The sequence below is a fragment of the Gracilimonas mengyeensis genome (assembly GCF_900182705.1).
Lineage (GTDB): Bacteria > Bacteroidota > Rhodothermia > Balneolales > Balneolaceae > Gracilimonas > Gracilimonas mengyeensis.
Map to the genome: position 1 here is coordinate 72,961 of NZ_FXTP01000013.1, position 24,674 is coordinate 97,634.

The following is a 24,674-nucleotide window of genomic DNA, read 5'->3' on the forward strand; positions in this document are numbered from 1 at the left end:
TCTTTAATTTAGAGGTTTTGAAGATGCTGCTGAATAACAGCGGGGTATAATTTGTGTTCTTCTTTTAAAATTCTATTGGCCAGCTCTTCCGGCGTATCATCTTTTTTTACCGGAACTTTGGCCTGAGCCAATACCGGGCCTTCATCAAATGCTTCGGTGACAATGTGTATAGTACAGCCTGATTCTTCTTCTCCAGCTTCAAGTACTGCCCGGTGTACATGTATTCCATAAAATCCTTTTCCTCCGTACTTAGGCAACAGGGCAGGGTGGATATTCAAAATCCGATTCGGGTAAGCCTGGATCATTTGCTTGGGGATCTTTTTAAGATAACCGGCAAGCACCACGAGATCCGCATTCCATTTTTCGAGTTGTTTTATAAGGTGGGTGGCAAAATCCTGTTCTGAAGAAAAATCAGTAGGAGGTATTATTTTTACGGGGATAGAATGCTTTTTGGCCCGTTCAATTGAGCCAATATCCTTTTTATTGGTGATAAGTCCGCTAATGCGGGCATTCAAATGACCGCTTTCGGCTGCATCAATAATAGCTTGAAAGTTGGTGCCCGATCCGGAGGCAAAAACGACGATGTTCTTTTTCAAAAGAGAGTTGTTTTTAGCGATACCTGATAGGGCGAAGAAGATAACAAATGTTTGGCTGGGATAAAGCGGTTTATTTGATAAATAAAGTAGTTTGTAAAATTGGGCTTTCGTTAACGGATTTATTGGTCCCAGCCCAGGGTTTAAAACCCTGCACTTTAAGTGCAGAACTTTAGTATTTCGAAAGAATCTAAACGCTGATTGCATGGGGTCATTCAGAAGCTACCGCTGAAGAACCTTAGCCAGAAAACATTTGCCAACCTGCCATCAGCAACAGCGCTTGAGCCGAAGGAAATATAGTTCAGGGAATTGGTTAAAGAAGCTGCTCCGCAAAATGCAAGGTCCATCGGGGGGACCCTCTGGATGACTGGGAGGATGGAGAGACCGGGACTTTCAGTCCCTAACCAAACCCCTGAACTTTCAGTGCAGGGTGGTTTATTTATTGGTTTCCAATATAAGATAAGGTCGGGACGTCCCGCTGGGACTTGGCTATTTGGTGTTTGTTTCACCATGGGTTAAAGCCGCGTGGCTATATTCGTACATCCCTACGGGATTATTGGAAGATAAGAATCCTACTAAAAGATGAGTTTGTTTATTGAGGGGAGAGGATGGGAAAATATGCAACGTATAGTCCCGGCAGGGACGGCCGGTTGTAGCCCCGCAGTTTACTCCGGGTTCATGAACGGTTAGATATGTAAATCCAATAGGGATGACCCAGCGCCAACAAACGAAACCTCCACCGATACAATGCTCCTCTAAACAAACCTATCCCGGCGGACTTCCGCTTTGGCTTACATCCCGCCGGAAAACCTGGTAATTATTGAAGCTCCAGCTTAACTGGGTGATGGTAATTTTGATTACGGTTGCAATGGGGATGGCAATGAGCATCCCTAAAATCCCGGCTGTTTCTGCCCCCACTAAAATGATGAATAAAATGGCCACCGGGTGCATATCAGCCGATCTTGAGAAAAGCATAGGCTGAAATATCAGGTTATCCAGCAATTGCACAATCAGTATTGCAAGGATACAAGCAGCCACTAAAGAGAAATTCCCGGTTTCAATTATGGATACGATAATGGATAGAATGTAGCCCAGCACGGGACCGAAGTAGGGGATGGTATTTGCCAAGCCAACTGCGATACCTACCGACATAGAGTTTTCAAGTCCGGCAATACTGAGGGTAGCCCAGGATGAAAGGGCCACGAGAAAACTTTGTAGCAATACGCTCCGGAAATACAAGCTTAATCGCTGCTCGATTTTATCGATTACGGTAAGAGTGGTTTCGAAGTATTTGTTGGGAACCATTTGCAAGAGATCGCGACGAATTTTGCTGCCATCTTTCAAAAAGAAGAAAGCTGCAAAGGGAACTACCAGAACGGCAGAAAAGATGCTGGTAAAGATACTTAGTGCATCACTCACTACCGCTGAAATCTGGTTGATATTAAAAAGTTCATTGAAAGCCAGGGTCACATTTTCTTCCAGGAATCCGTCAGGTATAAATTCAAACCGATTGGTAAGCTGATTCTCAATTCTGATAACAATCTCACGGATATTCTCCAGACTTAGCTGCGCGGTAAGTTCTGCCATCTGTCCGGCAACAATGGGTATCACGCTGGTGGAAATAAAAACCAGGATGAGAATTACGGTGGCCAAGATAAGGGTGATCCCAAAAGTACGGTTAAGCCCTGCTGCTTCAAGTCGGTTTGCAAAAGGATCCAATACATAACTTAGAATCATGGCCAGTACCAGGAAAACCACCAGGTTCGAGTAGTTATACAGAATGAGCAGTGCCACAGAAATGGCTGCTAATCCGATGATAAAACGTACAACACGGTCCAGCGTAATATTCTTCATTCTTCGATGATTCCTAAAAGTTCATCCATGTATTTCATGATGTATTCCGAATCATACCCTTTTCGCATGAAATAGTCGAATAACTTTTTTTTACGCTTTTCCGGTTCGGCACGCTGGTACTTTCGTTTCTTTTTTTGCACCAGTTCAATCATGCTTTCCCGAATGTCATCCTCATCAAAAACCTGTTGTAGTACTTGTTCAGCTACCGGCTTAGATACACCTTTTTTAAACAGTTGCGTTCGAATTTTGTAGGGGCCCCAGTTATTGAATTCAAATTTGTCTGAAGCATATTTCACGGCAAACTTGCGGTCATCGATGTATTCCTTTTGTTCAAACTCATCCAAAAGGGTATCTATAAAATTTCCCTTATATCCCTTTTTGTATGCCTTGTCGCGCAACTCTTTACGGGAATGGTCTCGACGTGATAGTAGACGGAAAAAGTATTCCCTAGCAGCCCATTGCTCTTCGGCTTCAACGATTTCCCAAAACAAAGAAGGCGTTATTTCAACGCCTTTCTTTAAGCTCAGATTAGTAAGGGTAGATTCAGATATTCCAATCAGAAACTGGTTATCCACAAAAAGAGAAAACCTGTGACTATTTTTCTTCTGAACCTGTATGTCAGAAACAGGGGCAGGGAGAAGCTGAACGGCCTCTTCCTGCTTTTCCTCTTTCGACTTTCGTTTAGTCTTCACCTTTCTTGTCTTTTTCTTTGTCCTTTTTCTTGTCGTCGTCTTCCATATCCAGCTCTTCTTCCAGCTCACCGCGTAGCTTGGCCCGTACTTTCTCTTCAATCTTGTTGGTGAGCTCTTCATCCTCTTCGAGGAACTGCATAGCTGCATCTGATCCCTGTCCAATGGGCTCGCCACCGTAACGGAACCAGCTGCCTCGTTTCTCAATGATATCGTACTCTACGGCAAGATCCAGAATCTCAGAAAGCTTGGAGATTCCCTTTCCATACATAATGTTGAACTCGACCACCTTGAAAGGAGGGGCCACCTTGTTCTTGGCGATCTTCACTTTGGTTCGGTTACCAATCACCTCGTCGCCTTTTTTGATGGAACCAATGCGGCGGATGTCAATCCGGACGGAGGAATAAAATTTGAGGGCACGTCCACCGGTAGTGGTTTCAGGATTCCCAAACATCACCCCGATTTTCTCACGAACCTGGTTAATAAAGATACAGGAGGTGCGGCTCTTGTTGATGATACCGGTAATCTTACGCATGGCTTGTGACATCAGACGGGCTTGGAGTCCCATGTGCGAATCTCCCATTTCACCTTCGAGCTCAGCACGTGGTACCAGGGCGGCAACGGAGTCAACCACTACTACATCCAGGGCACCGGAGCGAATCAGCGTTTCGGTGATTTCAAGCGCCTGTTCACCGTTATCAGGCTGTGAAACTAAAAGCTCTTCCACATTGATGCCCAGTGCTTTAGCGTATCTTGGGTCAAAGGCGTGCTCGGCATCGATGAAGGCTGCATAGCCTCCCTGCTTTTGTGCCTGGGCAATCACCTGAAGTGCCAGGGTGGTTTTACCACTGGCCTCAGGACCGTAGATTTCCGTTACCCGTCCCCGGGGAATGCCTTGTACGCCAAGAGCATAATCAACCATGATGGAACCGGTGGATATCACGTCAATATCCTGTACAGCTTCAGCCCCCAGCCGCATGATAGTGCCTTTGCCATGTTGTTTTTCAATTTGCCCGACGGCCATATCAAGGGCTTTTTGTCTGTCTTTTGAGTCTGCCATGAGTGTTCGTATTTTTTGGTTTGTATTCTAAATTTTTTTGGAAAAACCTGACCCACAGTATCTATAATGGACAGGGGCTGTAGATTCAACGCTTCCTCTAAAGAAGCTGTCATGTATTACAGAAAACAATAAATTCTTTCAGGTGAAGTATCTTTTACCCTGATGATGTTCATTAACATGCGCAAATATAAGGGCTGGGAGTGACACATGATGTCACCCTTTTTGGGACACACATAAATATATGTTCGATATATGTAATTGACAAATGCCATTTTTGGTGGTCAATCTATTTACTTCAAAGAGGTGAGTGTTATAAGTAAGAGCGATTGTAATTGAATTCCTTACAAAAAAAGATGTTTTTAACTTTCAATAAATGCCGGTGTAGGTTCCCAGCGTAGGTTAATTTTTGCAAGTCGAGATTAATTCCCAGCCATTGAAGTTGATAAAGTTCGATTGGTCTAAAGCCTGTAAATTTGAATCGAAATATTGTGATTTTTAAACTCTAAAGAGCATCGCAGTCTGAAGATCAGGTAAGTAAAGGTTAAAGTGTTTATTTACTTTATGCCAATAAGTTATCTGCTTTATATAATGGTAAATTTAGATGGGAAAATGACCAATTGTTTAAAATAATTTTCTGCGGCTTATATGATCTAAAATGAAATAGCGATAATTTTATATTTCACAAATAGCTTTCCAATGGATGTAATGTTAAGACGGTCGGTTCCAGCCGATCTGGATTTTTTGGTAGAACTTGAGCGCAAAGCTTTCCCCTCATATCAACAAAGTAGCCGTCGGACGCTGGCGTTAAGCCTTCGAAGTAGCTTCCAGCAGGTGTGGGTAGCAGAGGCAAAAGTTGATGGCGACAGGAAGGCTGTGGGCAGTCTGGTGCTGTATCACTATAAACGAAGCATACGTATTTTCTCCGTGGTCGTAGATCCGGATTATCAGGGCCAAGGTATTGGCATCTTGTTATTAAGAAAGGCTGAGGAAGCAGCCACTGAAAGAGGAGCCGAGCGTATTTCACTGGAAGTTAGCGCAAGCAATGCCAAACTGGTAGAGTGGTACAAAAAGGAAGGATTTGAAGTCCAGGATCAGTTGAAAGATTATTACGACTGGGGCAAGGACGGATATCGAATGGTTAAAAAGCTTCTGACCGTAGATGTACGGGCTCGTAACCGCCTTGCCAATGTGATTGTAGTTGATACCCCTAAGGAGTGGGGGCTGGCTCTTGAGAACGTGGAGGTGATTTCGTCAGAAGATTACACCTCTAATAAAAACTCATATTCAGAAAGGGCGCTCCGGGTGTTTAACTTGTGTAATTCCTATCGATATCAGAGTATGGGCTATTACGTATCTTTACTGGCTTCGGCGAGAGAGCACCGGGCGATTCCAAGCGTGACCACCATTCGGGATTTTAAGGATATTGGAGTGATCCGTCTCATTGCGGATGAGATTGATGAAGTCATCCAAAAAAGCCTTCAAAAAATATCAGGGAATAAGTTTTCGCTGAATATTTACTTTTCAAAAACATTAGATCCTTCTTTTAAATCATTGGGGCATAGTTTGTACCAGATGTTTGAGGCTCCCCTCATTAAGGTGGATTTCGAGAAAAATGGAAAATGGGAGATCAGGAAAATCACCCCTTTAAGTTTGAATAAAGTAGAGTTAAAAGACCGGCAACTGATACAGGAGCTGGCCCGGGAATATTTCAAAACCAAACGTTTTCAGCGCCAAAAACTTAAGAACTACCGCTATTACCTGGCGGTACTGGTAGACCCAAATGAGGAGAATCCACCCTCCGATAAAAAAGGGTTGAAACAATTTGAGGCGGCCGCAGAAAAGCTGGATATCTATACCGAGTATATTACCAAAAATGATCACAACCGCCTGGCAGAATTTGATGCGCTGTTTATCCGAGAGACCACCAATGTAAATAATCACACCTATCAAATAGCCCGTAAAGCCTACGCCGAAGGCTTGGCGGTCATCGACGATCCATGGTCAATCTTGAGATGTTCTAACAAAGTGTACCTGTATGAGCGGCTTAAAACAAATAACATCCCGACCCCTAAAACCCAGGTGTTTTATAAGGGAAATCTGAAATCATATGATCTGTATAACCTTAGTTACCCCATGATCTTAAAACAGCCAGACAGTGCCTTCTCTCTGGGTGTTACAAAAGTGAAAAACAGCCATGAGATGAAGGAATCATTGCAGCGGTTATTTGGGGGATCAGATTTGGTGCTGGGCCAGGAATTCATGCCTTCCGATTATGACTGGCGTATAGGCGTGCTTGATAAAAAACCACTTTTTGCCTGCAAATATTTTATGGCTCCGGGACACTGGCAGATTTATAACTGGCAAGGTTCAAAAGAGATGCAAACCGGTGATGCACTCACACTGCCGATTGAGGAAGTTCCATCTAAAGTAATTCAAATAGCTTGCAAAGCAGCCGGTTTAATGGGGGATGGATTATATGGGGTAGATTTAAAAATGGTAGGTGATAAAGTATATGTGATCGAAGTAAATGATAATCCCAATGTTGATTTTGGTATTGAAGACAAAGTGCTTGGCAGCGAGTTATACCAGCGGATCGTTCAGTCACTGGTTAACCGGATAGAAATGAATCGTAATATTGAGCGTTTTGTGAGTGCAGAGCCGGATTAAAATGTTTTTTAAAAATCGTGAAAATAATAAGGCAAACTACCGCCTGTTGTAGCTATTCAATTTATTTTGTTAATTCCCTGAAGCCCATCAATTAAGCTGAATAAGATGGGGAATAAATAATAACAATATGGGGGGAATAAATATGGAAGCAGTGACAATTAATTGGTTGGCTGTACTGGCGGCAACTTTGGTAGGTTTTGCTGTTGGCTTTGTTTGGTATGGATGGCTTTTCAAAAAAGCATGGATGAATGCAGTTGGAATAACTGAAGAGGAAGTAGCCAAGGGTAATATGGCCAAGATTTCAGGCCTTACGTTTCTGTTTCAGTTTATCATGGCTTATTGTTTGGCTATGTTTTTTGGCAATGAAGTACAGGCAGGTACCGGGGCTTTCTACGGTTTCCTGACTGGTTTCGGCTGGGTAGCAACTGCCTTGGGAGTGAACGCCTTGTATGAACAGAAATCCTGGAAATACATCGGCATAAATGGCGGCTTCTGGATCGTGGTTTTTACTTTGATGGGGCTCATCATCGGCGCCTGGTAGCTTAAGCGTTCAGGTACTCAGAGTAAGATTGGTTAAGTATACAGAGAAGTCAATGGTTGCTTTATAGCGGTATACTAAACGAGAAGGTTGAACCTTCACCGAGGGTGCTTTCAGCCCAAATTTTGCCCTTGTGTAAGGCTACAAACTCTTTACACAAAAGAAGCCCCAGTCCGGTGCCTTTCTCTCCTTTGGTGCCGGTATTTGAGTGTGCATGCTCTATTTGAAATAGCTGATTCAATCGGTTTCCTGAAATACCTATGCCGGTATCCTTTACTGAAATGACTAACGTATTTTCTTGCTCAGATACAGAGATGGTGACGGAGCCACCTTCCGGGGTGAATTTGATGGCGTTTGAAAGCAGGTTCCGCAACACCGTATGCACCATTTGCTGATCTGCTTGTATATACCTGGGAGCTTCCAGCGGAATATTCAGTGTGATGAATTTTTGATCGGCAGATTCCTGGAATAATTGAACCACAGCCTGAATCAGAGTGGTAATTTCAATCTCTTCGGCATCAATGCTAAACCGGCCGGATTGCGCTTTGGCCCAGGTTAACAGGTGAGAAAGCAGATCATTAATACGAAGGGCGGACTCACGAATGGTACCCGCTAGTTCCGGTAAATCTTTAAGTTTTTCTTCCTCAACGTTTTGAACCAATAATTCACTTAAACCTATGATGATGGTAAAGGGATTTCGAAGGTCGTGCCCGATGATAGAGAAGAGTTTATCCTTTGCTGCATTCAGTTCACTAAGTCGTTGCTCGCTCTCCCGTAGCCGGTCCTCTGCAGCTTTCCGCTCAGATATGTCCCGGACGTTTAAGACAATGGCATTGATATTGGGATTGTCCAGTTGGTTGTTACCATAGGCCTCCAGGTACACCCATCCGCCGTTCTTGTGCTTGTGGCGGTACTGAGCTCCCGCATTGATAACACCATCAACTAATTTTTGAAGACCTTGTTTAGCTTGCTCACGATCATCGGGATGTATCATTTCATCGATAACGGAGATACCCATCAGTTCTTCAGGATGATAGCCTAATATGCGCTCTGAAGACTCACTCACATACCATTGGTTGCCCTCTTCATCAAGCAATACCAACAGATCAAATGAGTTTTTGATGAGCAGACCCAGTCGTTCATCCGGGAGCTGTTGTGGGTTTTTTGAAGCCGTAGAATTTTCAAAATGAGAGGACCTTACCATCATTCCTCCTTAGTAGGTTGAGCAATTAACGGTTTTTTCCGTTTTGGCTCTAAATAGAAAAGCTTGGTTAAGAAAGGATGAAGAACAGGCATATTGCAACCTGGTCAGTTTGCATTCGGGCTGTTATTCTTTTTGAGGGAAGAAAGTGCGGGAGCAATTATCCGCGTTCTTCAACCACTTTCTCGTAAGCGGCTTTCACCTTAACACCAGCCAGGGCTTCATTCACGTTGAAAAGGTGATCCCCGATTTTCTCAAGACGGTTCACATAATCAAGAAAAATAAAGCCTTCTTTGTTAGAGTAGGTGTTACTCTCAAGCTGCAGGTAGTGGAAATCCATTAATTTATCACGGTAGCTGTTGATGGTTTTCTCGATTTCCTGAGCTTCATCCAGGTCAATAGTACCGTAATCTTTCTTCAGATTTTCACGAACCAGGCGGATATCTTCGTGAATCAGGTTCATCATCTCTTTGAGGCGAACCATTACCGGTTCCTTAAACTGTGTGCCTTCATTCTGCATTTGCTCAAAGGTTTTCGACATCTGGTAATAAATGTCTCCCACACGTTCCAGGTCATTGATAATGCTGTGCATACCACGGATACGGCGGGTGGCCGTTTCTGACAGGTTAAAGCTGGAAATTTTGGTGAGATATTCGGCCACTTCCAGTTCAATATTATCTGTAATCTCTTCCCGCTTTTTAATCTTCTTTAGGAATTTATCCTGTTTGTTTTGCTTCTTAAACAACAGGGCCTGCATGCTGAAATGCATTTTCTCAATAAGTTTAGCGAACAGCTCAATCTCTTTATGAGCCTGTGACATGGATAGCTCCGGCGAAGACATCATCCCCGAAGAAATATACTGGAGGCGGTGGGTACTGTCTTCTCCTTTCTTTTCGGTTTGGTATTTTTCGATGAGTCGAACCACATGTGGTACAAACCCAATCATCAACAGCACGTTAAGCACATTGAAGGTGGTGTGAAAAAGCGAGAGGGCAAGAGTGGCGTTGGCCCGGCCGAGCTCATCGCTGGTGTTAAAGATAGAGCCGTGCTCCGGCGAAAAATATGACATGGTGGTATCAATACCCCACAAAAAGGGTTGCATCAGCACCAGCATCCATATCACCCCTAAAACGTTAAACACGAAGTGAAATCTTGCAGCACGTTTGGCATACACATTTCCAACAATGGCGGCTATATTGGCGGTAACCGTAGTTCCGATGTTTTCTCCAAGTACCATGGCTGCCGCAATAGGGAAATCAATCCAGCCCTGGAACAACATTACTAAAGTGATAGCAGAAGCAGCCGAGGAAGACTGGGTGAGGAGGGTAAGCAAGGTTCCTATCACTACAAAAATCAATATGGAGAAGAATCCAAATTCCGTGAATTGATCCAGGAACATAAACATCTCGGGATTTTCCTGGATGTTTGGAACCCCGTTTTTGATGAATTCCAGTCCAATAAACAGGATACCAAAACCAATCATCGCCTCGGCCAGGTTGTTGAGCTTTTCCTTGCCCACAAACATGAAGGGGAAAAAGATCCCGATAAACATGATGGCAACGGGCGTAATCTGCATCTTAAAGCCGAAAAGAGAAACCATCCAGGCTGTTACGGTGGTACCGATGTTGGCGCCCATAATAACCCCAGTGGATTCAAGGAAGGTGATCAGCCCCGCATTTACAAAACTCACAACCATCACGGTGGTGGTAGAGGAGGATTGCGTGATGGTTGTGGCGGCAAATCCCGTAAAAATACCACGAAAACGGGTGGTAGTCATGCCTTTCAGGATAGAACGCAAGCGGCTTCCGGCTACCTTTTGAAGTCCGTCACTAAACACCTTCATTCCATAAATGAAAATGCCAAGTGCCCCAATAAGTTGCAGAAAGTCAAAAAAGCTATACGTCATGAGCTGATAATAATGTTGGTTAGTATCTAAAAGCTATGTAAATCCTTTAAAATAAAGCACGCAAATATAATGAGAAGCATGGTTCTAAATGATAAAATGGGGCAGGTTTAATAATTCCTTAACACAATGGTTGGAATAAAGTAATACCGGGATGGTAAACACTAATTCGAAATATTGTTTTTAAGACGAGAGAAGGAGCTTCTCTGACGAAAAATGGTTTTAAACAGATTCTCGACAAATTGATATGCGATGTATGATTTTCCAAGCCGTACCATCAATGTTGCCCAATCTTCAGCGGACTGAAATTTGTGTAGTGTTGAAAGTAAAAAGGTTTTGCATCACTCAATTTCTGCAGTACATTTTTAAAATCAACGCCAAGCCGCTATTTCTCCTTTCCAAAAATTCATTTTATACAAATTGACTGCATTAATTGATTTCACATTTTATATCGCCCTCTCGGGATTTATAGCTCATGAACTTGATGCTGTTCACAAAAAAGAATGGCGACTTTTATTTGTATTGCGAAATATGGAAGAGTATAAAGCTCGTTCTTTGTTTATTATTCTCCATGTACCACTTTTCAGTGTCTTATTCTGGTTAGTTACCCATCCGGATGCGAGCATTAAATTTTGGTCTGTAATCGGACTGGATGTTTTTTTGATCATTCATGCTGGTTTGCATTGGAGACTTTCCTCTCACCCCGATTACGATTTTAATACTTTTAAGTTCACGAATGTATATTTATGGAACTTCAATATTCGCAATACTCAATCTCTGCGTTGTTATATTTACCGCGAATTAAGCGGCCAATGTACGCATGCTATTACCACCGTTTGGCTTTTTAGCTTCTTGTTCCTTATTTATCATTCCAACATATTTGCTGCGTACCTTCTGCGCAATGCCATTATTTCTACTTCTATAACCAACAGTTTCAAATTCAACAATGAAAAATTTAGATACCTCTTTGATGCATCCCCGCGACCAAATCACCTTGATCATCGACAAGATTTATCGGAGTGGTTTAACCACTACTTCAGGGGGTAATGTTTCCATTATTGATGAGAATGGGGACATTTGGGTTACCCCATCTGCCATCGATAAAGGTTCGCTGCGGGCTTCTGATATTGTTCAGGTTAAAAAAGATGGGTCGATTGAAGGGCGTCATAAGCCATCTTCCGAGTATCCTTTTCATAAAGCGATTTATGATTGCCGTCCCGACATTAAAGCTATCATTCATGCCCATCCGCCGGCTTTAGTTTCCTTCAGCACCGTGCGGCAGATCCCGAATACCAATATCATTCCGCAGGCCAAAAAAGTGTGTGGCGGAATAGGCTACGCACCCTACGAATTGCCCGGAAGTGAAGAGCTTGGCAGCAGAATCGCCGATGAATTTATCAAGGGATTTAATGCGGTAATCATGGAAAATCATGGCACGGTAGTGGGAGGGACTGATTTAGGTGCTGCTTTCCAGCGATTTGAAACCCTGGAATTTTGTGGGAGGACTATCATCTATGGGAATACCATCGGCACTCCCAATTATTTAAAGGATGCGGAGATTGAAGAATTTGAACGCCAGATTCCACGATTGCTCCCGGAACTGGATCAGGTGGAACACCCATCGGATGAACGAGCTATCCGGCAGGAAATCAAAAAAATTGTGCACCGGGCTTGCAATCAGGGCTTGATGATCAGTTCGTACGGCACGGTTTCTGTGCGCTGGCGCGAGGATGATTTTTTGATTACGCCCACCGAAGTGTCACGTTGGGATATACAAAATGAGGATATTGTGCAGATTAAAGACGGCAAACGCGAACCCGGCAAAATACCAAGCCGTGCAACTTGGCTGCACCAGGAAATTTATCGCCGCAATCCCGGAATCAACTCCATCATTCATTCCCAAACGCCGTATTTGATGGCCTACGGGGTAAGCCACGAAAAGCTGGATGTACGCACGATTCCCGAAAGCTGGATTTTCCTTCAGGATTTGCCCAATGTGCCCTTTGGTTCGCACTTCACGGGTGAAGAAGAAATCTTAAATACGCTGTCAGAAAATACGCCGGCCGTTATCATTAACAACGATTCCGTGCTGGTTACCGGCGACAAATTACTGGGAACCTTTGACCGGCTTGAAGTGGCTGAATTCAGTGCCAAATCGCTGGTAATGGGAGCTTCATTAGGAAAATTGGTTCCAATTAATGAGGAACAGGTAAAAGCACTACGGGAGAAATTTTTGGCGTAGTTTTTTGATGGATTTTTTTGCATTGATCGTTCCAAAGTCTATGTAAGCGCATTTTGTATTTCAACTTGTTCTGCCTTTGTGGCTAAAAATGGGGCCGATAAGGTTTGAGCTCGTTCCGAACCTCCGGTTCAAAACAATTAAACTCTTACCCATGCCGGAAATCAACAACGAAGCTCATCACCCCGATAAATTGTATTGACCGGATATTCGATAGATCGAATGACCGGTATGCGATGAGCGATTGAATGATACTGTGGATTAGGAAATCTGATCAATATCATGTTAACAGCCATACCCCAACCATTGCTATACTTATGAAAATTCCTTGGCGTTGGTTACATTATTGTTGTCAACAAATCTGCATGCCATGATTACAAAAGAGAAAGTAAAAAAAGAAATAGATCAGCTCTCTGAAACAGAACTGGAAAAGGTATACTTGTATTTATCTTCTCTTAATAAGACTAAAAAAACAAAATTAAATATCCGGTCTTTAAAACTAAAGGGGAAGCTGGATAATCAAAATTTGAGATCTGTAGCCCATGAGTAGGGGACTTATTGATACCAATATCTTTGTATATGGGATTGATGAGGACTCAAAATACTTCGATCAAGCAAAGAAGATCTTAGATCAGACAGATAAACAGCTGGTAACTACCTCAAAGAACTTGATCGAATTTTTAGCAGTAGTTACAAAATCCTCAGGCTATAATCTAAATGCTGAATTGGCTTTGGAGATTATTGAGGAGATCATCCAAAGTGTAGAGGTTATCTATCCTACACCGGAATCAATGGCAATTTTGTTAGACTTGGTTCATCGCTATTCCCCATCCGGTCTTAAAATCCATGACTTTGAGATAATTAGCATTAGCTTGGCACACAGCATCTATGAAGTAGCCACTTTTAACACAAAGGATTTCAAATCGATACAGGAAATTTCTCTTTCTGAGATATAGCGGCTGATACAAAAACGTTTCAACATGTTTTGCCTTTTGTAATTGAATTATCCATTAAGTGTTGCCACCAGGACACCAAGTCACGAAGAATCACAAAGAAAAAGCACGGAGTCTTCGTGAACCTTTGTGCCCTGGTGCCTTTGTGGCTAAAAATGGAGCAGATAAGGTTGTCCCTGTCCTCATTACACACCTTCGTTCTCGTTACCAAGCTCTGCTTGGTAATGCATTCCGGGAAGCTCCAGCTTCCTGTTGTAAATAAGCTGTACAAGTACCATTTGTGTCGGAGATTAGCGACGGGACTTTCCGTATCGATAAATGGTATATTAGATAGATCGAGATACCGATGAGCGATTTAGGGTTTCGTAATGAGCGCCCATATGTGATCCAAAATTTAACGGAATGAAATATTTGGTTTAATAATCACTTTTAAATAATCCTTATTGAGGGTGACGGTTTTTGACAGAGATAGTATTTATTTTGGAACGTTATTAGTTCAACAGTCACTAATTATAAACAGGAAATATTGGATTTTTTTGATAACAAGAAAAATACGGTCATAGTAAATACCACTATCCATAAGAAGGCTAAATTAAGTAAGAAGGAGTTTTTATCACGGGTTCGAAACTTTGAAGGGTTAAGAACTCGTACCGATTATATCTCATTATTTATAAGTGCAGAAGGAGAGAACCATCATTACTTGACAGATTTATGGCGATTAATTAATGAAGGTGATTTTAGATTAGGAAATTTTTCTAATTATGTACTTTTCATAGTATCACTTGAAAATAATTTCTTTAATTGGTTCAAAAATGCTGAGATAGAATTAATTAGAAAGCAGATCTGTAACTGGATTAGTGCCACTTGCCTTAATAATCCAGACTCAAAAGATGATATACTTAATTCTCTATATGAACCTTACGCCAAAGAAGTACAATACATAATTGAAAACTTTTACTCTCCAGATTTCCGAGAGAAATATTCTTATAAGAGGTTTGATCCAAAGGAGAAATCCCCTTTCGAACAACGAAATTTAATTTTAGAGAGAAATTCTGAGTACAAGTCCGCTGCAATAAGTTATTTTAATAGTCCGCCACCTAAAGAGTTACCAAATCCATTTGAAAAAAACTTTTCTATTACTTCTTATCGGTATTTAGAATCTATTTTTCCTAAAATACCAGTTCGTGCAGCTTATATCAGAGATGATGACTGGATTGCGATTGTTGAAAGGGACATGGAAATAATGAAAGAGTATTATGGTTTTGAAACAGGTAAGAGTCAATTTAGCTTAAAAGATTTAAAAAGAATGTTAAGCGATGGCGAAACTGATAATATGATGAGATCTGAGTCTGAAAGAGCGCCTCTTAAAATTTGGAGAGATATGTTTCAGAATGATGAGAATAATCATAGTAATATTTTTGATCCAATAGGAGATGATCTCGAAGGAGGCTTTGTTTATTTACTAAAAGAAAAAGATACTAGCTTTTATAAAATAGGATATACTAATGTTGAATCTGGAGTTCCTTCAAGAAGATCTGGAAATCAAACGGGTAATCCTCGCTCTTTAATCCTCAAAGGATATTTTCCTGTCAGTAGTAAGAAAACGGAGTCTAAACTTCATGAGTATTACAGTTCTGCGAGAAAAAAAGGTGAATGGTTTGAACTAACTAAACAAGAAGCAGGAAATATTCTAGATCAGGAATGGCGTATTGATAATCACTTTTTTTAATATTGTGGCTCTCCTAGTTACGAACCACAGTCCCGTAAACCTCCGATTCAAAACAATAGATAAATCAATAAAGCGGTAACAAGCCCTCTTCAACCTCTCAATAATCCGATAGCCGTATCTGAAGTAACCAACGTAGCTCATCCCACCCAAAAAACAGTATCTACCAGACCTGCGATTGATCGATTTGCGATATGCGACTTGTGATTTTTTATCTGGCTTACCCCTAAATCTACAGAACTGTGATTAGTATTTGATTCCTTCCCCTAAATACCGCATAATAAGCCGGAATAAAAATTAGGAGGTTACAACTATATGTCGGAACGGGACTTAAAAGGTTATTGGAAACGGAATCTAAAATATCTGGGGATTTTGCTCTCCATCTGGTTTGTGGTTTCATATGTCTTCGGGATTTTACTGGTCCCGGTGCTGAATGAAATCACCATGGGCGGGTTCAAACTCGGGTTTTGGTTTGCCCAACAGGGTTCCATTTATACATTCGTCATTCTCATCTTTGTGTACGTGTACCTGATGAACAAGCTGGACCGCGAATTTAACGTACAGGAGGACTGATCCATGGATGTACAAGTATGGACGTATATTTTAGTAGGCATAACCTTTGCCATTTACATCGGCATCGCCATTTGGTCGAAGGCCGGCAATACCAGTGATTTTTATGTAGCGGGCTCGCATGTGAGTCCGCTTACCAACGGGATGGCCACAGCGGCGGATTGGATGTCGGCGGCTTCCTTTCTCTCCATGGCCGGACTCATTTCCTTTATGGGATACGACGGCGCGGTGTACCTGATGGGGTGGACCGGCGGCTATGTGCTACTGGCACTTTTGCTGGCACCGTATCTTCGCAAATTTGGCAAATTCACCATTCCCGATTTCATCGGCGATCGCTACTACTCCAACTTTGCGCGTACCATCGGTGTGGTTTGTGCGGTGATCGTTTCCTTCACCTACGTGGCCGGACAAATGCGCGGGGTGGGGCTGGTCTTTTCCAAGTTCCTGGAGGTAAATATTGATATCGGCGTACTGATTGGGATGGCCATTGTTTTCTTTTATGCCGTATTAGGCGGGATGAAAGGCATCACCTACACGCAGGTGGCGCAATACTGTGTGCTGATATTTGCTTTCATGGTGCCGGCTTTCTTCATCTCCTTTCAGCTTACAGGGAATCCGATTCCACAACTCGGCTTTGGTTCCACGCTGGCAGACGGCTCCGGTCAATACCTGCTTGAGAAACTGGATCAACTGCACACTGAGCTTGGTTTTGCGGCTTACACCAGCGGCACCAAAAGCATGCAGGATGTCTTCTTCATCACGGCTGCACTGATGATTGGTACGGCCGGACTCCCGCACGTGATTGTGCGTTTTTTCACGGTGCCCAAAGTAAAAGACGCCCGTATTTCAGTCGGCTATGCCCTGATTTTTATCGCGATTCTTTACACCACCGCACCGGCTATTGCGGCCTTTGCCAAGTACAATATGATGGAAACGGTAAGCGAGGAAGAATACACCGAAATGCCCGAGTGGTTTGGCACCTGGGAAGAAACGGGCTTGCTTACCTGGGTAGATAAAGATGATAATGGCATCATCACCTATGCTCCGGGCGCGGCTATTGAAGGCTTGCCGGACATACAGCGAAATGAAGCCGGAGAAATTATCCGGGGTCCATTTGGGGAGGTGCAAGTCAACAACGCGCCTGCCGAAGGTCCCAATGAACTCTATGTGGATCGCGATATTATGGTGCTGGCCAATCCCGAAATTGCAAATCTGCCCGCTTGGGTTGCAGGCCTGGTAGCCGCCGGTGGACTTGCAGCCGCCCTTTCTACGGCCGCCGGTTTGTTATTGGTGATTTCCACGGCGGTTTCCCACGATCTTATCAAAAAACAGATCAAAACCGATATCAGCGATAAAGCCGAACTGATGTGGGCTCGTGTAGCCGCAGCCGGTGCCGTGTTGGTAGCCGGATATTTCGGTATCAATCCGCCGGGCTTTGTGGCGGAAGTGGTGGCTATTGCCTTTGGATTGGCGGCCGCTTCGTTTTTCCCGGCCATCATCCTTGGAATTTTCTATAAGAAGATGAACCGGGAGGGTGCCATCGCCGGAATGATTGCCGGACTGTTGTTTACCCTTGCCTATGTCATCTTCTTCAAGATTGCCTATCCGGAGTTCAACTCACCGGAATACTGGTGGTTTGGCATTTCACCGGAAGGCATCGGTACGCTGGGTATGATCCTGAACCTGCTGGTTTCCTTTGCTGTTGGGATGATCTATCCCGAACCGCCCGAGGATGTGCAGGAGATGGTGGAAAGCATTCGTTATCCGCAGTAGAAAACAGCCCATCGGTCCGACGGCTTTCAGCCCGTCCGACCGATGGGTAGAATTCGAGCACGGAAGCCTTAGCTAACGATCGGACGACTCTTTTGCAGGATTACGGGCACGGGTAGGAAAGCCATTCGTCAGATCGTGTTCGGGATGGTTTTATCGCATCTTGGGTAGATGGCTCTAAGCCCGTCTGTACAAAAGAGTGACTTATCTAATCAAACCCAATACAGGAGTAATATTAGAGGGAATACGCCGGTTACTGTTATGAAATAAGAGGCATGTCATGCTCTTGGTGTATTGAATTATCATTCATAATCCAAAAAATAAATCACGCGCAGGTTTATATTTTATAATATTTTGAACGTTATATTTAGTAGTATTTTTTTCTAATAAAATGATTATTGAATAAATAATTCAAGTTAAATTTTACAATTTATAGTTCATTTTATAGATTTAGGGCGAGGTACAAAAGGGGGGTAAATATCACAATATTATACCGGGGATTTATTCTTCCTTTCTATTTGACTGTAGACATCTCATTATAATATTTATCAATCGGGGAAAAGAAAATGATAGAGACGCATCCATTATTGACTGAAAAAGAAATATCCAGGATTAAGTCCATTGTGGACAACTTCGAAAATGATTGGGTAGAACGTTCGGATGGTTTCTATACTCTCGGCGCATCATCCTATCTGGACGCAGCCACAGAATCTTATGAGAAGTACCAGCAAAAAGCTGACGCTATCAACACAAAACTAAGAGAGCAGCTGGGGTTTTTATATAAAAAAGTGGAGAAAGATTTAGAGGATCATATGGGGCAGAAGGTAACCGTTACAAAAAAATTTGCCGTCCCGGGATTTCACATCTGGCTGGAAAATGGCCTTCCCAGGATACCGGGTCCCACTTATCATTTTGATGTACAGCACTTATCTATTCCCTGGAATGGGAAAGAAACCACCATCGAAGAAACCAACAGGGATGAAATGTTTACCTTTACGCTGCCCATTGAATTGCCTAAAGCCGGCGGCGGATTGGATATTTGGGACATTGATCATTCTGAAATAGCGAATCAGGAAGTCGAAGACTTAATCCCTAGGCGCAAACGATATTTTTGCACCTATAAGTTGGGGAAGATGGTCATTCATTCGGGATTAAAACTACACCGGGTTGCGGTAACCTCGCCTATTTATGAGGGAGACCGCAGGATAACACTTCAGGGGCATGGCCGCCTTATAGACGGCCAGTGGGTGCTATACTGGTAATAAAAAACAAAGGGATTTTTCGAAAAGCAGCATCTAATCATCGGTACAATCAAAAATAAAAAACTACGAGAACTATGAATTACACAAAAAGAGAACTCAAAGATAAAAACGTTAAGGAATTACGCGATATAGCCAAAAAACTGGATCATGATGCCGTAACGGGGTACAGCGACATGAAAAAATCTGAACTCGTTGAGGCCATATTGAAGGCTCAGAAATCAGCAGCAGGAGATTTAGATATTAAACGACTCGAAGGCGTAATCCGGGAAGTAGTCCGGGCTGAACTGGACAGATATCTGGAAGACCGTTTGCGGGAGTTTATCCCAAAGTTTGTTAAGGAGAAGACTCCGGATAAGCTCTTTCAGCCTGAAGGCAAGAACTTCCCTGAAAAGAATGTGAAGGAGGAACGGGAAGGTAAAACCAAAGGGGAAAAAGAAGGTAAAGGCGAGAAAGAAAAAGCCGAGAAGGAAGGCAAGGCAGAAAAGGAGAAGGCCGAGAAAGAGGGCAAGAGTGAAAAAGAAAAAGCCGAAAAAGAGGGTAAAAGCGAAAAAGAGAAATCAGAGAAAGAAGGTAAGGGAGAGAAAGAGAAATCGGAGCATGAAGGTGGATTTCAGCCGGGCAATTTCTTTGATCCCAGCGATCTGAATAATAAAATTGGACGGGTACAGGCATCCCTTTCTGAGCAACAGGTGACCTTGCAGCGGCTTGAGCATTTTATAAAACAAAGTTTACGTCCCGATCTGAATAAAGGCGCCCTGAGAAATGAACCTGATTATGACGATAACGATGACGTGGATAAAGTGAGTGAAGGCCGGTAAGGTGTATGATATCATCAAGCGAAAAAGAGCTGCTCATTCTTGCCGAAGATTCAGATCCAAGTGCAGAGTGGGCGGTTCATTATCTAAAAAAACTCGATTTTTGCAGGGTTCGGTTGGTTACCCATGGCCAGCTGGCCTCTGCAAAAAATTGGGTTCACCGGGTGAATAAAAACTCTGCTACTTTCAATGGGGTGCTTTCTAACGGAACTCCTTTATTCAGAGATCAGACCACAGGAGGCATAAATCGTCTAAAACAAATTCCATTTAAATTGGAGCACCCTGTGGATGACCAGGATTATGACTATGCCGTCCATGAAATGACCACTTTTTTTGTCAGTGCTTTGGAAGCTATGCCAGGGGCGTGGATCAATGCGGCAGGTCCACGCAGCATTGCGGGAAACTGGCGGTCTAAACAGGAGTGGCATATCCTGGCAGCAAGAGCGGGATTAAAGACTTACCGTTTATCTCTGGATGATTTATATCCACCGGAGAAAGAGAGTTCATTGATTGTGTATCAAGGGAAGACTTATGGAGGAGAGTATCCCCCTGAAGTTAAAGAACAGTGCATTCGTCTTGCAAACCTGACAGGCCATACTATGTTGGGCATAAGCCTTGAGCCCACTATCGAGGGATGGTTTTTTAATGGTGCCGCGCCTATTCCGGATTTGGAAACAGGGGGAGTGCCCCTGCTTGCGGATATTGCAAAAAACGTGTTATAAACTGCCTAAACTATGATTGTATTATTTGGGATTCCTTCACAGCCTTCACTGACCTATATTATTAGTGCATTTGAGAAAGAGAAAGTCACTCCGGTAGTTATAAATCAGAGAGAACTGCCTTATGCACGTCTGGAAGCTTCCGTATACGATGGGGTATTTTCAGGGGTACTCAAAACTCAAAGCCAGACAGTATCTTTAGATACAGCAAGATCGGTTTATTCCAGGTTTATGGATTACCGTTATTTGCCGGCGGTGGAAAATAAATCCAATGATCATCCTCTGGCGGTGCACACCCAGCAAATTCATTCACAACTTTCTGTTTGGCTGGCTACTACCCAGGCACTGGTAGTGAACCCGGCTGATGGCATATCCACAAATTATTCAAAGCCTTATCAGTTACAGAAGATTCAGGAAGCCGGTTTTTCTATTCCGGATACTCTGGTGACTTCCGATCCCGAAGAGGTGCAGCGGTTTAAAGAAGGACAGGGAGAGGTCATTTTTAAGTCAATCAGCAGCATACGGTCTATTGTAAAGAAGCTGAAAGCAGAAGATATGGAGCGGTTGAAGCACATCCTGTGGTGTCCGGTACAGTTTCAGCAGTATATTCCCGGGGATAATATCCGCGTGCATGTGGTGGGAAATCAGTGTTTTGCTACCAGAATCACCACATCAGCTACGGTGGACTATCGCTATTCATCCAGTAATGATGATCCTGTTTTCTCTCCCATGAAACTGCCGGATGAAGTGGAAGAAAAGTGTGTAAAATTAACCAAAGCACTTGGATTAGTTATTTCGGGCATTGATTTCAAACACCATCCGGATGGTGCGTACTATTGCCTGGAAGTAAATCCAACACCGGCATTTTCCTATTACGAGTCCCGCACCGATCAACCCATAAGCACAGCCATTGCTCAATTGTTGATGGAAGTTTGAGGAGACATTTTTAAATTAGGTGAGTTCGAAATAATAATAGTTGTAGATCAGATAAATAAGAACTTAAAAAGTCATCCCTGCGAAGGCAGGGATCTAATAGTTGTAAGTCAGTCATCGCTTAGTTCAGAAAAAAGCTATTTGATTTGAGGTTTCCGCGACAATTTTTTCGGGATATGACTGATGGGAATTATCAGCAAAACCACTTCTTATATTGAACTCAGGTTCAATTATTGTCGCCAGAAAGCAGGCGAGAAAATAATAAGTACGGTAAAGATCTCAAGGCGACCGACCATCATCAGTAAAATGAGCACCCATTTACCCAAAATCGGCAAACCGGCGAAATTGTCGGTCGGACCAAAATCACCCCAACCGGGACCAATATTACCAATAGCGGCAATGCTGGCGCCAATGGAGGAGAGGATATCATAGCCAAAAAGACTGATGATGAAAGCCCCGGTGGCAAAGATGAAAATATACAGGATAAAGAAGCTTAGTACCGTGCGCTGTATGTTCTGGCTGATGGCCTGGTCGCCAATGCGTACAGGGAGAATGGCTTTGGGATGAACAATTTGCTTGATCTCCCGGACCGTGTTGCGAATCAGTATCATCCAGCGAATCATTTTGATACCGCCTCCGGTAGAACCCGCACAACCTCCGGTGAAAAACAGCAGGAATAAGAAAAAGGCTCCAATGGAATTCCATAACTCATAGTCATTCGTTCCAAAGCCCGTACTGGTGACGATAGAGACTACCTGGAAAGCGCCGTAACGAAGCGCATCAAGAATGGAGTAGTTGTTGATTATCCAAAGCGAAGATGATACAACTACAATCCCAATAAAGATTACCAGCGAGTAGAAACGGAGTTCACGGTTGGCAAAAAACAGCCTACGATCTCCCCGGAATAACCGAAAGTGCAGCGCAAAGTTAACCCCCGCCAAAAACATAAAAACGGTTATCACCCAATCAATATAAGCCGAGTCAAAGGCTTCCACGCTGGCGTTTTTGGTGGAAAAACCGCCGGTAGCCATCGTGGCAAAGGCATGGTTAATGGCTTCAAACCAATCCATGGAGGGATGCACCCACAGTAAAAGAAACTCAATGAAAGTGAACGCCACATACACGCCCCAGAGTAACTTGGCCGTTTCCTGTACGCGTGGAGTAAGTTTGTCGGCGGTAGGACCGGGAGACTCGGCCTGGAATAGCTGCATACCACCAATGCCCAAAAGCGGCAAAATAGCTAGCGAAAGTACGATGATTCCCATTCCGCCCAGCCAGTGGGCCAATGAGCGCCAGAAAAGGAAACTTTTGGGAATATCTTCGATCTTGGGGTTTTCCCAACCGGTGCTGGTGGTTCCACCCAATACAGTGGATCCGGTGGTGGTGAGGCCGCTCATGGTTTCAAAAACGGCATCGGTGAAAGAGGGAAGTACACCGGAGATAATAAAAGGCAAAGCACCCACCAAGGAAAGAGACAGCCAGGTAAGGCTTACAATCAGAAAACCTTCGCGAATACGAATTTCCTGTTGGGGTTTGAACATGTACCACATCAACCCGCCAAAACCGAAGGCGATGCCGGCTGATATCACAAAAGAGTGCCAGGTATCGGAACCGTACACCAGGTCAATGATGGCAGGGGTAAGCAGGGCAAAGCCCATAAAGAAAATGAAAGCACCCAGAACGCCCAATACCACGGTAAAATGGATATTGGCTCTGGGAGTCGGATTGCTTGAGACTAATGCCATTATTGGAAGAGCTTGGTTACTTTATCAATAGCAGTAGGAAGGCAAAAGATGATAACCCGGTCGTTATCGTCTACCTGGCTGGCACCGGTAACAATCTCAACCGAACCGTTACACAGAATACCACCGATAACGCATCCATCCGGTAGTCTTAGTTTTTTAATAGGTTTTTTGGTGATTTTAGAGCCGGGCGTGGCTTGCAGTTCAATCACTTCTGCTTTTATGCCGCGCAACTCAGTAACAGAGATAACTTTTCCACGACGTACATAGCGGTGGATTTCATTGGAGGCTGCTACTTTTTTATTGATGACTGCATCCAGGCCAATGGTTTGTGCCAGCGGGATGAAATCAGGTTTTGAAACCAGCGCCACCGTTTTCTTCACCTCCAGATGCTTGGCCATCAGGCAGGAGATAATATTGGATTCTTCATCATCAGTAACTGCGATAAAGGCATCCATCTCGTTGATGCCTTCGGTAACCAACAGGTCGGGATCGGTGGGATTGCCGTTCAGCACCATCACTTCTTTAAGCTCGATGGCTAATTCTTCAGCCAACTCGTAATCCGGTTCAATAAGCTTTATAGACCAGTTCTTGGTTTGATCAGCACAAAGTAGCCGGGCAATCATGGCCCCCATGTCGGAGCCGCCCGCAATCATTACACTGTGGAGTTCCGTTTCTTTTTTACCGGTGGTTTTAATCACCTGGGGAATATGCTCGGTCTTGGCCAGTATAAACACCTGGTCATATTTCTGCAGTTTAATAGAACCGTTGGGGATGATGGTTCGTCCGCGCCGGCCAATTGCTACTACCCGAAACACAATATCAGGGAACCTATCGGCATATTCGTTTAATGAAACACCATTCAGGGGCGAGTTGGCTTCCAGACGGATGCCAATGAGCTGCATTTTCTTATCAGCTAGGTTGATAACATCGCTGGCGGAAGAACGTCGTAAGAGATGGGCAATTTCCTGGGCGGCACTTAATTCCGGGTGAATCATAACATCAATGCCCAGGTCGGAAGGAGACAAAGGAGCTTCTTCTCCTGAAAATTCTTCACTGCGAACGCGGGCTATAACCATTTTAGCTCCCAGGCGTTTGCCAATCATGCCCGACATCATATTCACTTCATCCACACTGGTAACGCAAATCAGAATATCTGCATCGCTGACTCCGGTATCAACCAGATCTTTAACAGAGGTAGCATTTCCTTCTTTGGTAAGCACGTCCAATGATTCGGTTACGCGGGATAAAGGTCCGCGTTCCCGATCCAGAACGGTAACATCATGTTTTTCAGCAGAGAGCACACTTGCCAGGTCGTAACCTATTTCTCCGGCCCCAATAATAACTATCTTCAAAAGAAGTCTTCGCTTAAGTTAGAAAACGTTCAATGTTACCATGATTTTGACTGAAATAAAAGGAGATAAACCCTATTGATCTTCT

General features: G+C 43.5%; 21 protein-coding genes. 13 read left to right on the forward strand and 8 right to left on the reverse strand.

Going from position 1 to position 24,674, the window contains the following annotated elements; all coding sequences use genetic code 11:
• Nucleotides 1-8: 8 nt before the first annotated feature.
• From purN to recA, 4 genes are all read right to left on the reverse strand, one after another.
• Nucleotides 9-596, reverse strand: a complete 588-nt coding sequence (gene purN / locus FN815_RS14475; RefSeq protein WP_246075312.1) for a phosphoribosylglycinamide formyltransferase — start codon at nt 594-596, stop codon at nt 9-11.
• A 762-nt stretch (nt 597-1,358) separates the two neighbouring features.
• Complete coding sequence (locus FN815_RS14480) at nt 1,359-2,447, reverse strand: AI-2E family transporter (protein ID WP_142455364.1); 1,089 nt, start codon at nt 2,445-2,447, stop codon at nt 1,359-1,361.
• Nucleotides 2,444-3,139 carry a regulatory protein RecX gene (locus FN815_RS14485; RefSeq protein WP_185957313.1) on the reverse strand — a complete coding sequence of 232 codons (696 nt, stop codon included), beginning with the start codon at nt 3,137-3,139 and terminating at the stop codon, nt 2,444-2,446. Before FN815_RS14485 ends, FN815_RS14480 begins: the two co-directional genes overlap by 4 nt.
• Nucleotides 3,129-4,196 carry a recombinase RecA gene (gene recA, locus FN815_RS14490; RefSeq protein ID WP_142455366.1) on the reverse strand — a complete coding sequence of 356 codons (1,068 nt, stop codon included), beginning with the start codon at nt 4,194-4,196 and terminating at the stop codon, nt 3,129-3,131. Before recA ends, FN815_RS14485 begins: the two co-directional genes overlap by 11 nt.
• Nucleotides 4,197-4,892: 696 nt before the next feature.
• Between recA and FN815_RS14495 the strand changes: the two genes are divergently transcribed.
• On the forward strand, nt 4,893-6,863 hold the full coding sequence (locus FN815_RS14495; RefSeq protein WP_142455367.1) for a GNAT family N-acetyltransferase: 1,971 nt from the start codon (nt 4,893-4,895) through the stop codon (nt 6,861-6,863).
• Between the two features lie 127 nt (nt 6,864-6,990).
• Nucleotides 6,991-7,404 carry a DUF1761 domain-containing protein gene (locus tag FN815_RS14500; protein ID WP_246075313.1) on the forward strand — a complete coding sequence of 138 codons (414 nt, stop codon included), beginning with the start codon at nt 6,991-6,993 and terminating at the stop codon, nt 7,402-7,404.
• 61 nt (nt 7,405-7,465) lie between these two features.
• Here FN815_RS14500 and FN815_RS14505 read toward each other — a convergent pair whose 3' ends face one another.
• Both FN815_RS14505 and FN815_RS14510 read right to left on the reverse strand, forming a co-directional pair.
• Nucleotides 7,466-8,608, reverse strand: coding sequence for a PAS domain-containing sensor histidine kinase (locus FN815_RS14505; protein ID WP_142455368.1), 1,143 nt, complete (start codon nt 8,606-8,608; stop codon nt 7,466-7,468).
• Nucleotides 8,609-8,762: 154 nt separating this feature from the next.
• Nucleotides 8,763-10,508, reverse strand: a complete 1,746-nt coding sequence (locus tag FN815_RS14510) for a Na/Pi cotransporter family protein (protein WP_142455369.1) — start codon at nt 10,506-10,508, stop codon at nt 8,763-8,765.
• Between the two features lie 417 nt (nt 10,509-10,925).
• On the opposite strand from FN815_RS14510, the gene FN815_RS19360 reads away from it, so the two are divergent.
• From FN815_RS19360 to FN815_RS14560, 11 genes are all read left to right on the forward strand, one after another.
• The gene (locus FN815_RS19360; protein WP_425461079.1) at nt 10,926-11,552 is read left to right on the forward strand and encodes a DUF6713 family protein; all 627 of its coding nucleotides are present in this window, start codon (nt 10,926-10,928) and stop codon (nt 11,550-11,552) included.
• Nucleotides 11,452-12,747: a class II aldolase/adducin family protein gene (locus tag FN815_RS14515; RefSeq protein WP_142455370.1), complete on the forward strand. Its 1,296-nt coding sequence runs from the start codon at nt 11,452-11,454 to the stop codon at nt 12,745-12,747. Before FN815_RS19360 ends, FN815_RS14515 begins: the two co-directional genes overlap by 101 nt.
• 367 nt (nt 12,748-13,114) lie before the next feature.
• Nucleotides 13,115-13,294, forward strand: coding sequence for a hypothetical protein (locus tag FN815_RS14520; protein WP_142455371.1), 180 nt, complete (start codon nt 13,115-13,117; stop codon nt 13,292-13,294).
• Nucleotides 13,287-13,700 (forward strand): type II toxin-antitoxin system VapC family toxin, encoded by a 414-nt coding sequence (locus FN815_RS14525; RefSeq protein WP_142455372.1) that lies wholly within the window; start codon nt 13,287-13,289, stop codon nt 13,698-13,700. The genes FN815_RS14520 and FN815_RS14525 overlap by 8 nt, the downstream gene beginning before the upstream one ends.
• Before the next feature lie 523 nt (nt 13,701-14,223).
• Nucleotides 14,224-15,426, forward strand: a complete 1,203-nt coding sequence (locus FN815_RS14530) for a GIY-YIG nuclease family protein (protein WP_142455373.1) — start codon at nt 14,224-14,226, stop codon at nt 15,424-15,426.
• A gap of 312 nt (nt 15,427-15,738) precedes the next feature.
• Entirely contained in the window at nt 15,739-15,996 is a 258-nt protein-coding gene (locus tag FN815_RS14535) for a DUF4212 domain-containing protein (protein ID WP_142455374.1), read from the forward strand.
• Between the two features lie 3 nt (nt 15,997-15,999).
• Nucleotides 16,000-17,766: a sodium:solute symporter family protein gene (locus FN815_RS14540; RefSeq protein ID WP_142455375.1), complete on the forward strand. Its 1,767-nt coding sequence runs from the start codon at nt 16,000-16,002 to the stop codon at nt 17,764-17,766.
• A 563-nt stretch (nt 17,767-18,329) separates the two neighbouring features.
• Nucleotides 18,330-19,025: a hypothetical protein gene (locus tag FN815_RS14545; RefSeq protein ID WP_142455376.1), complete on the forward strand. Its 696-nt coding sequence runs from the start codon at nt 18,330-18,332 to the stop codon at nt 19,023-19,025.
• Between the two features lie 74 nt (nt 19,026-19,099).
• Nucleotides 19,100-19,843 (forward strand): Rho termination factor N-terminal domain-containing protein, encoded by a 744-nt coding sequence (locus FN815_RS14550; protein ID WP_142455377.1) that lies wholly within the window; start codon nt 19,100-19,102, stop codon nt 19,841-19,843.
• A gap of 5 nt (nt 19,844-19,848) precedes the next feature.
• Nucleotides 19,849-20,562 carry a hypothetical protein gene (locus FN815_RS14555; RefSeq protein ID WP_142455378.1) on the forward strand — a complete coding sequence of 238 codons (714 nt, stop codon included), beginning with the start codon at nt 19,849-19,851 and terminating at the stop codon, nt 20,560-20,562.
• A gap of 12 nt (nt 20,563-20,574) precedes the next feature.
• Nucleotides 20,575-21,495, forward strand: coding sequence for an ATP-grasp domain-containing protein (locus FN815_RS14560; protein WP_142455379.1), 921 nt, complete (start codon nt 20,575-20,577; stop codon nt 21,493-21,495).
• Nucleotides 21,496-21,722: 227 nt separating this feature from the next.
• Here the strand turns inward: FN815_RS14560 and FN815_RS14565 are convergent, their stop codons facing one another.
• Together FN815_RS14565 and trkA are read right to left on the reverse strand one after the other, a co-directional pair.
• Nucleotides 21,723-23,237, reverse strand: coding sequence for a TrkH family potassium uptake protein (locus FN815_RS14565; protein ID WP_142455380.1), 1,515 nt, complete (start codon nt 23,235-23,237; stop codon nt 21,723-21,725).
• On the reverse strand, nt 23,237-24,589 hold the full coding sequence (trkA, locus tag FN815_RS14570) for a Trk system potassium transporter TrkA (protein ID WP_142455381.1): 1,353 nt from the start codon (nt 24,587-24,589) through the stop codon (nt 23,237-23,239). Before trkA ends, FN815_RS14565 begins: the two co-directional genes overlap by 1 nt.
• Between the last annotated feature and the right edge of the window lie 85 nt (nt 24,590-24,674).

Coding starts and splice junctions, on each gene's coding strand:
- FN815_RS14510 (WP_142455369.1), bottom strand. CDS start 10,508: ATGACGTATAGCTTTTTTGACTTTCTGCAACTTATTGGGGCACTTGGC.
- recA (WP_142455366.1), bottom strand. CDS start 4,196: ATGGCAGACTCAAAAGACAGACAAAAAGCCCTTGATATGGCCGTCGGG.
- FN815_RS14480 (WP_142455364.1), bottom strand. CDS start 2,447: ATGAAGAATATTACGCTGGACCGTGTTGTACGTTTTATCATCGGATTA.
- FN815_RS14550 (WP_142455377.1), top strand. CDS start 19,100: ATGAATTACACAAAAAGAGAACTCAAAGATAAAAACGTTAAGGAATTA.
- FN815_RS14500 (WP_246075313.1), top strand. CDS start 6,991: ATGGGGGGAATAAATATGGAAGCAGTGACAATTAATTGGTTGGCTGTA.
- FN815_RS14520 (WP_142455371.1), top strand. CDS start 13,115: ATGATTACAAAAGAGAAAGTAAAAAAAGAAATAGATCAGCTCTCTGAA.
- FN815_RS14565 (WP_142455380.1), bottom strand. CDS start 23,237: ATGGCATTAGTCTCAAGCAATCCGACTCCCAGAGCCAATATCCATTTT.
- FN815_RS14545 (WP_142455376.1), top strand. CDS start 18,330: ATGATAGAGACGCATCCATTATTGACTGAAAAAGAAATATCCAGGATT.
- FN815_RS14525 (WP_142455372.1), top strand. CDS start 13,287: ATGAGTAGGGGACTTATTGATACCAATATCTTTGTATATGGGATTGAT.
- FN815_RS14515 (WP_142455370.1), top strand. CDS start 11,452: ATGAAAAATTTAGATACCTCTTTGATGCATCCCCGCGACCAAATCACC.
- FN815_RS14535 (WP_142455374.1), top strand. CDS start 15,739: ATGTCGGAACGGGACTTAAAAGGTTATTGGAAACGGAATCTAAAATAT.
- FN815_RS14540 (WP_142455375.1), top strand. CDS start 16,000: ATGGATGTACAAGTATGGACGTATATTTTAGTAGGCATAACCTTTGCC.
- FN815_RS14560 (WP_142455379.1), top strand. CDS start 20,575: ATGATTGTATTATTTGGGATTCCTTCACAGCCTTCACTGACCTATATT.
- FN815_RS14495 (WP_142455367.1), top strand. CDS start 4,893: ATGGATGTAATGTTAAGACGGTCGGTTCCAGCCGATCTGGATTTTTTG.
- FN815_RS14505 (WP_142455368.1), bottom strand. CDS start 8,608: ATGATGGTAAGGTCCTCTCATTTTGAAAATTCTACGGCTTCAAAAAAC.
- FN815_RS14555 (WP_142455378.1), top strand. CDS start 19,849: ATGATATCATCAAGCGAAAAAGAGCTGCTCATTCTTGCCGAAGATTCA.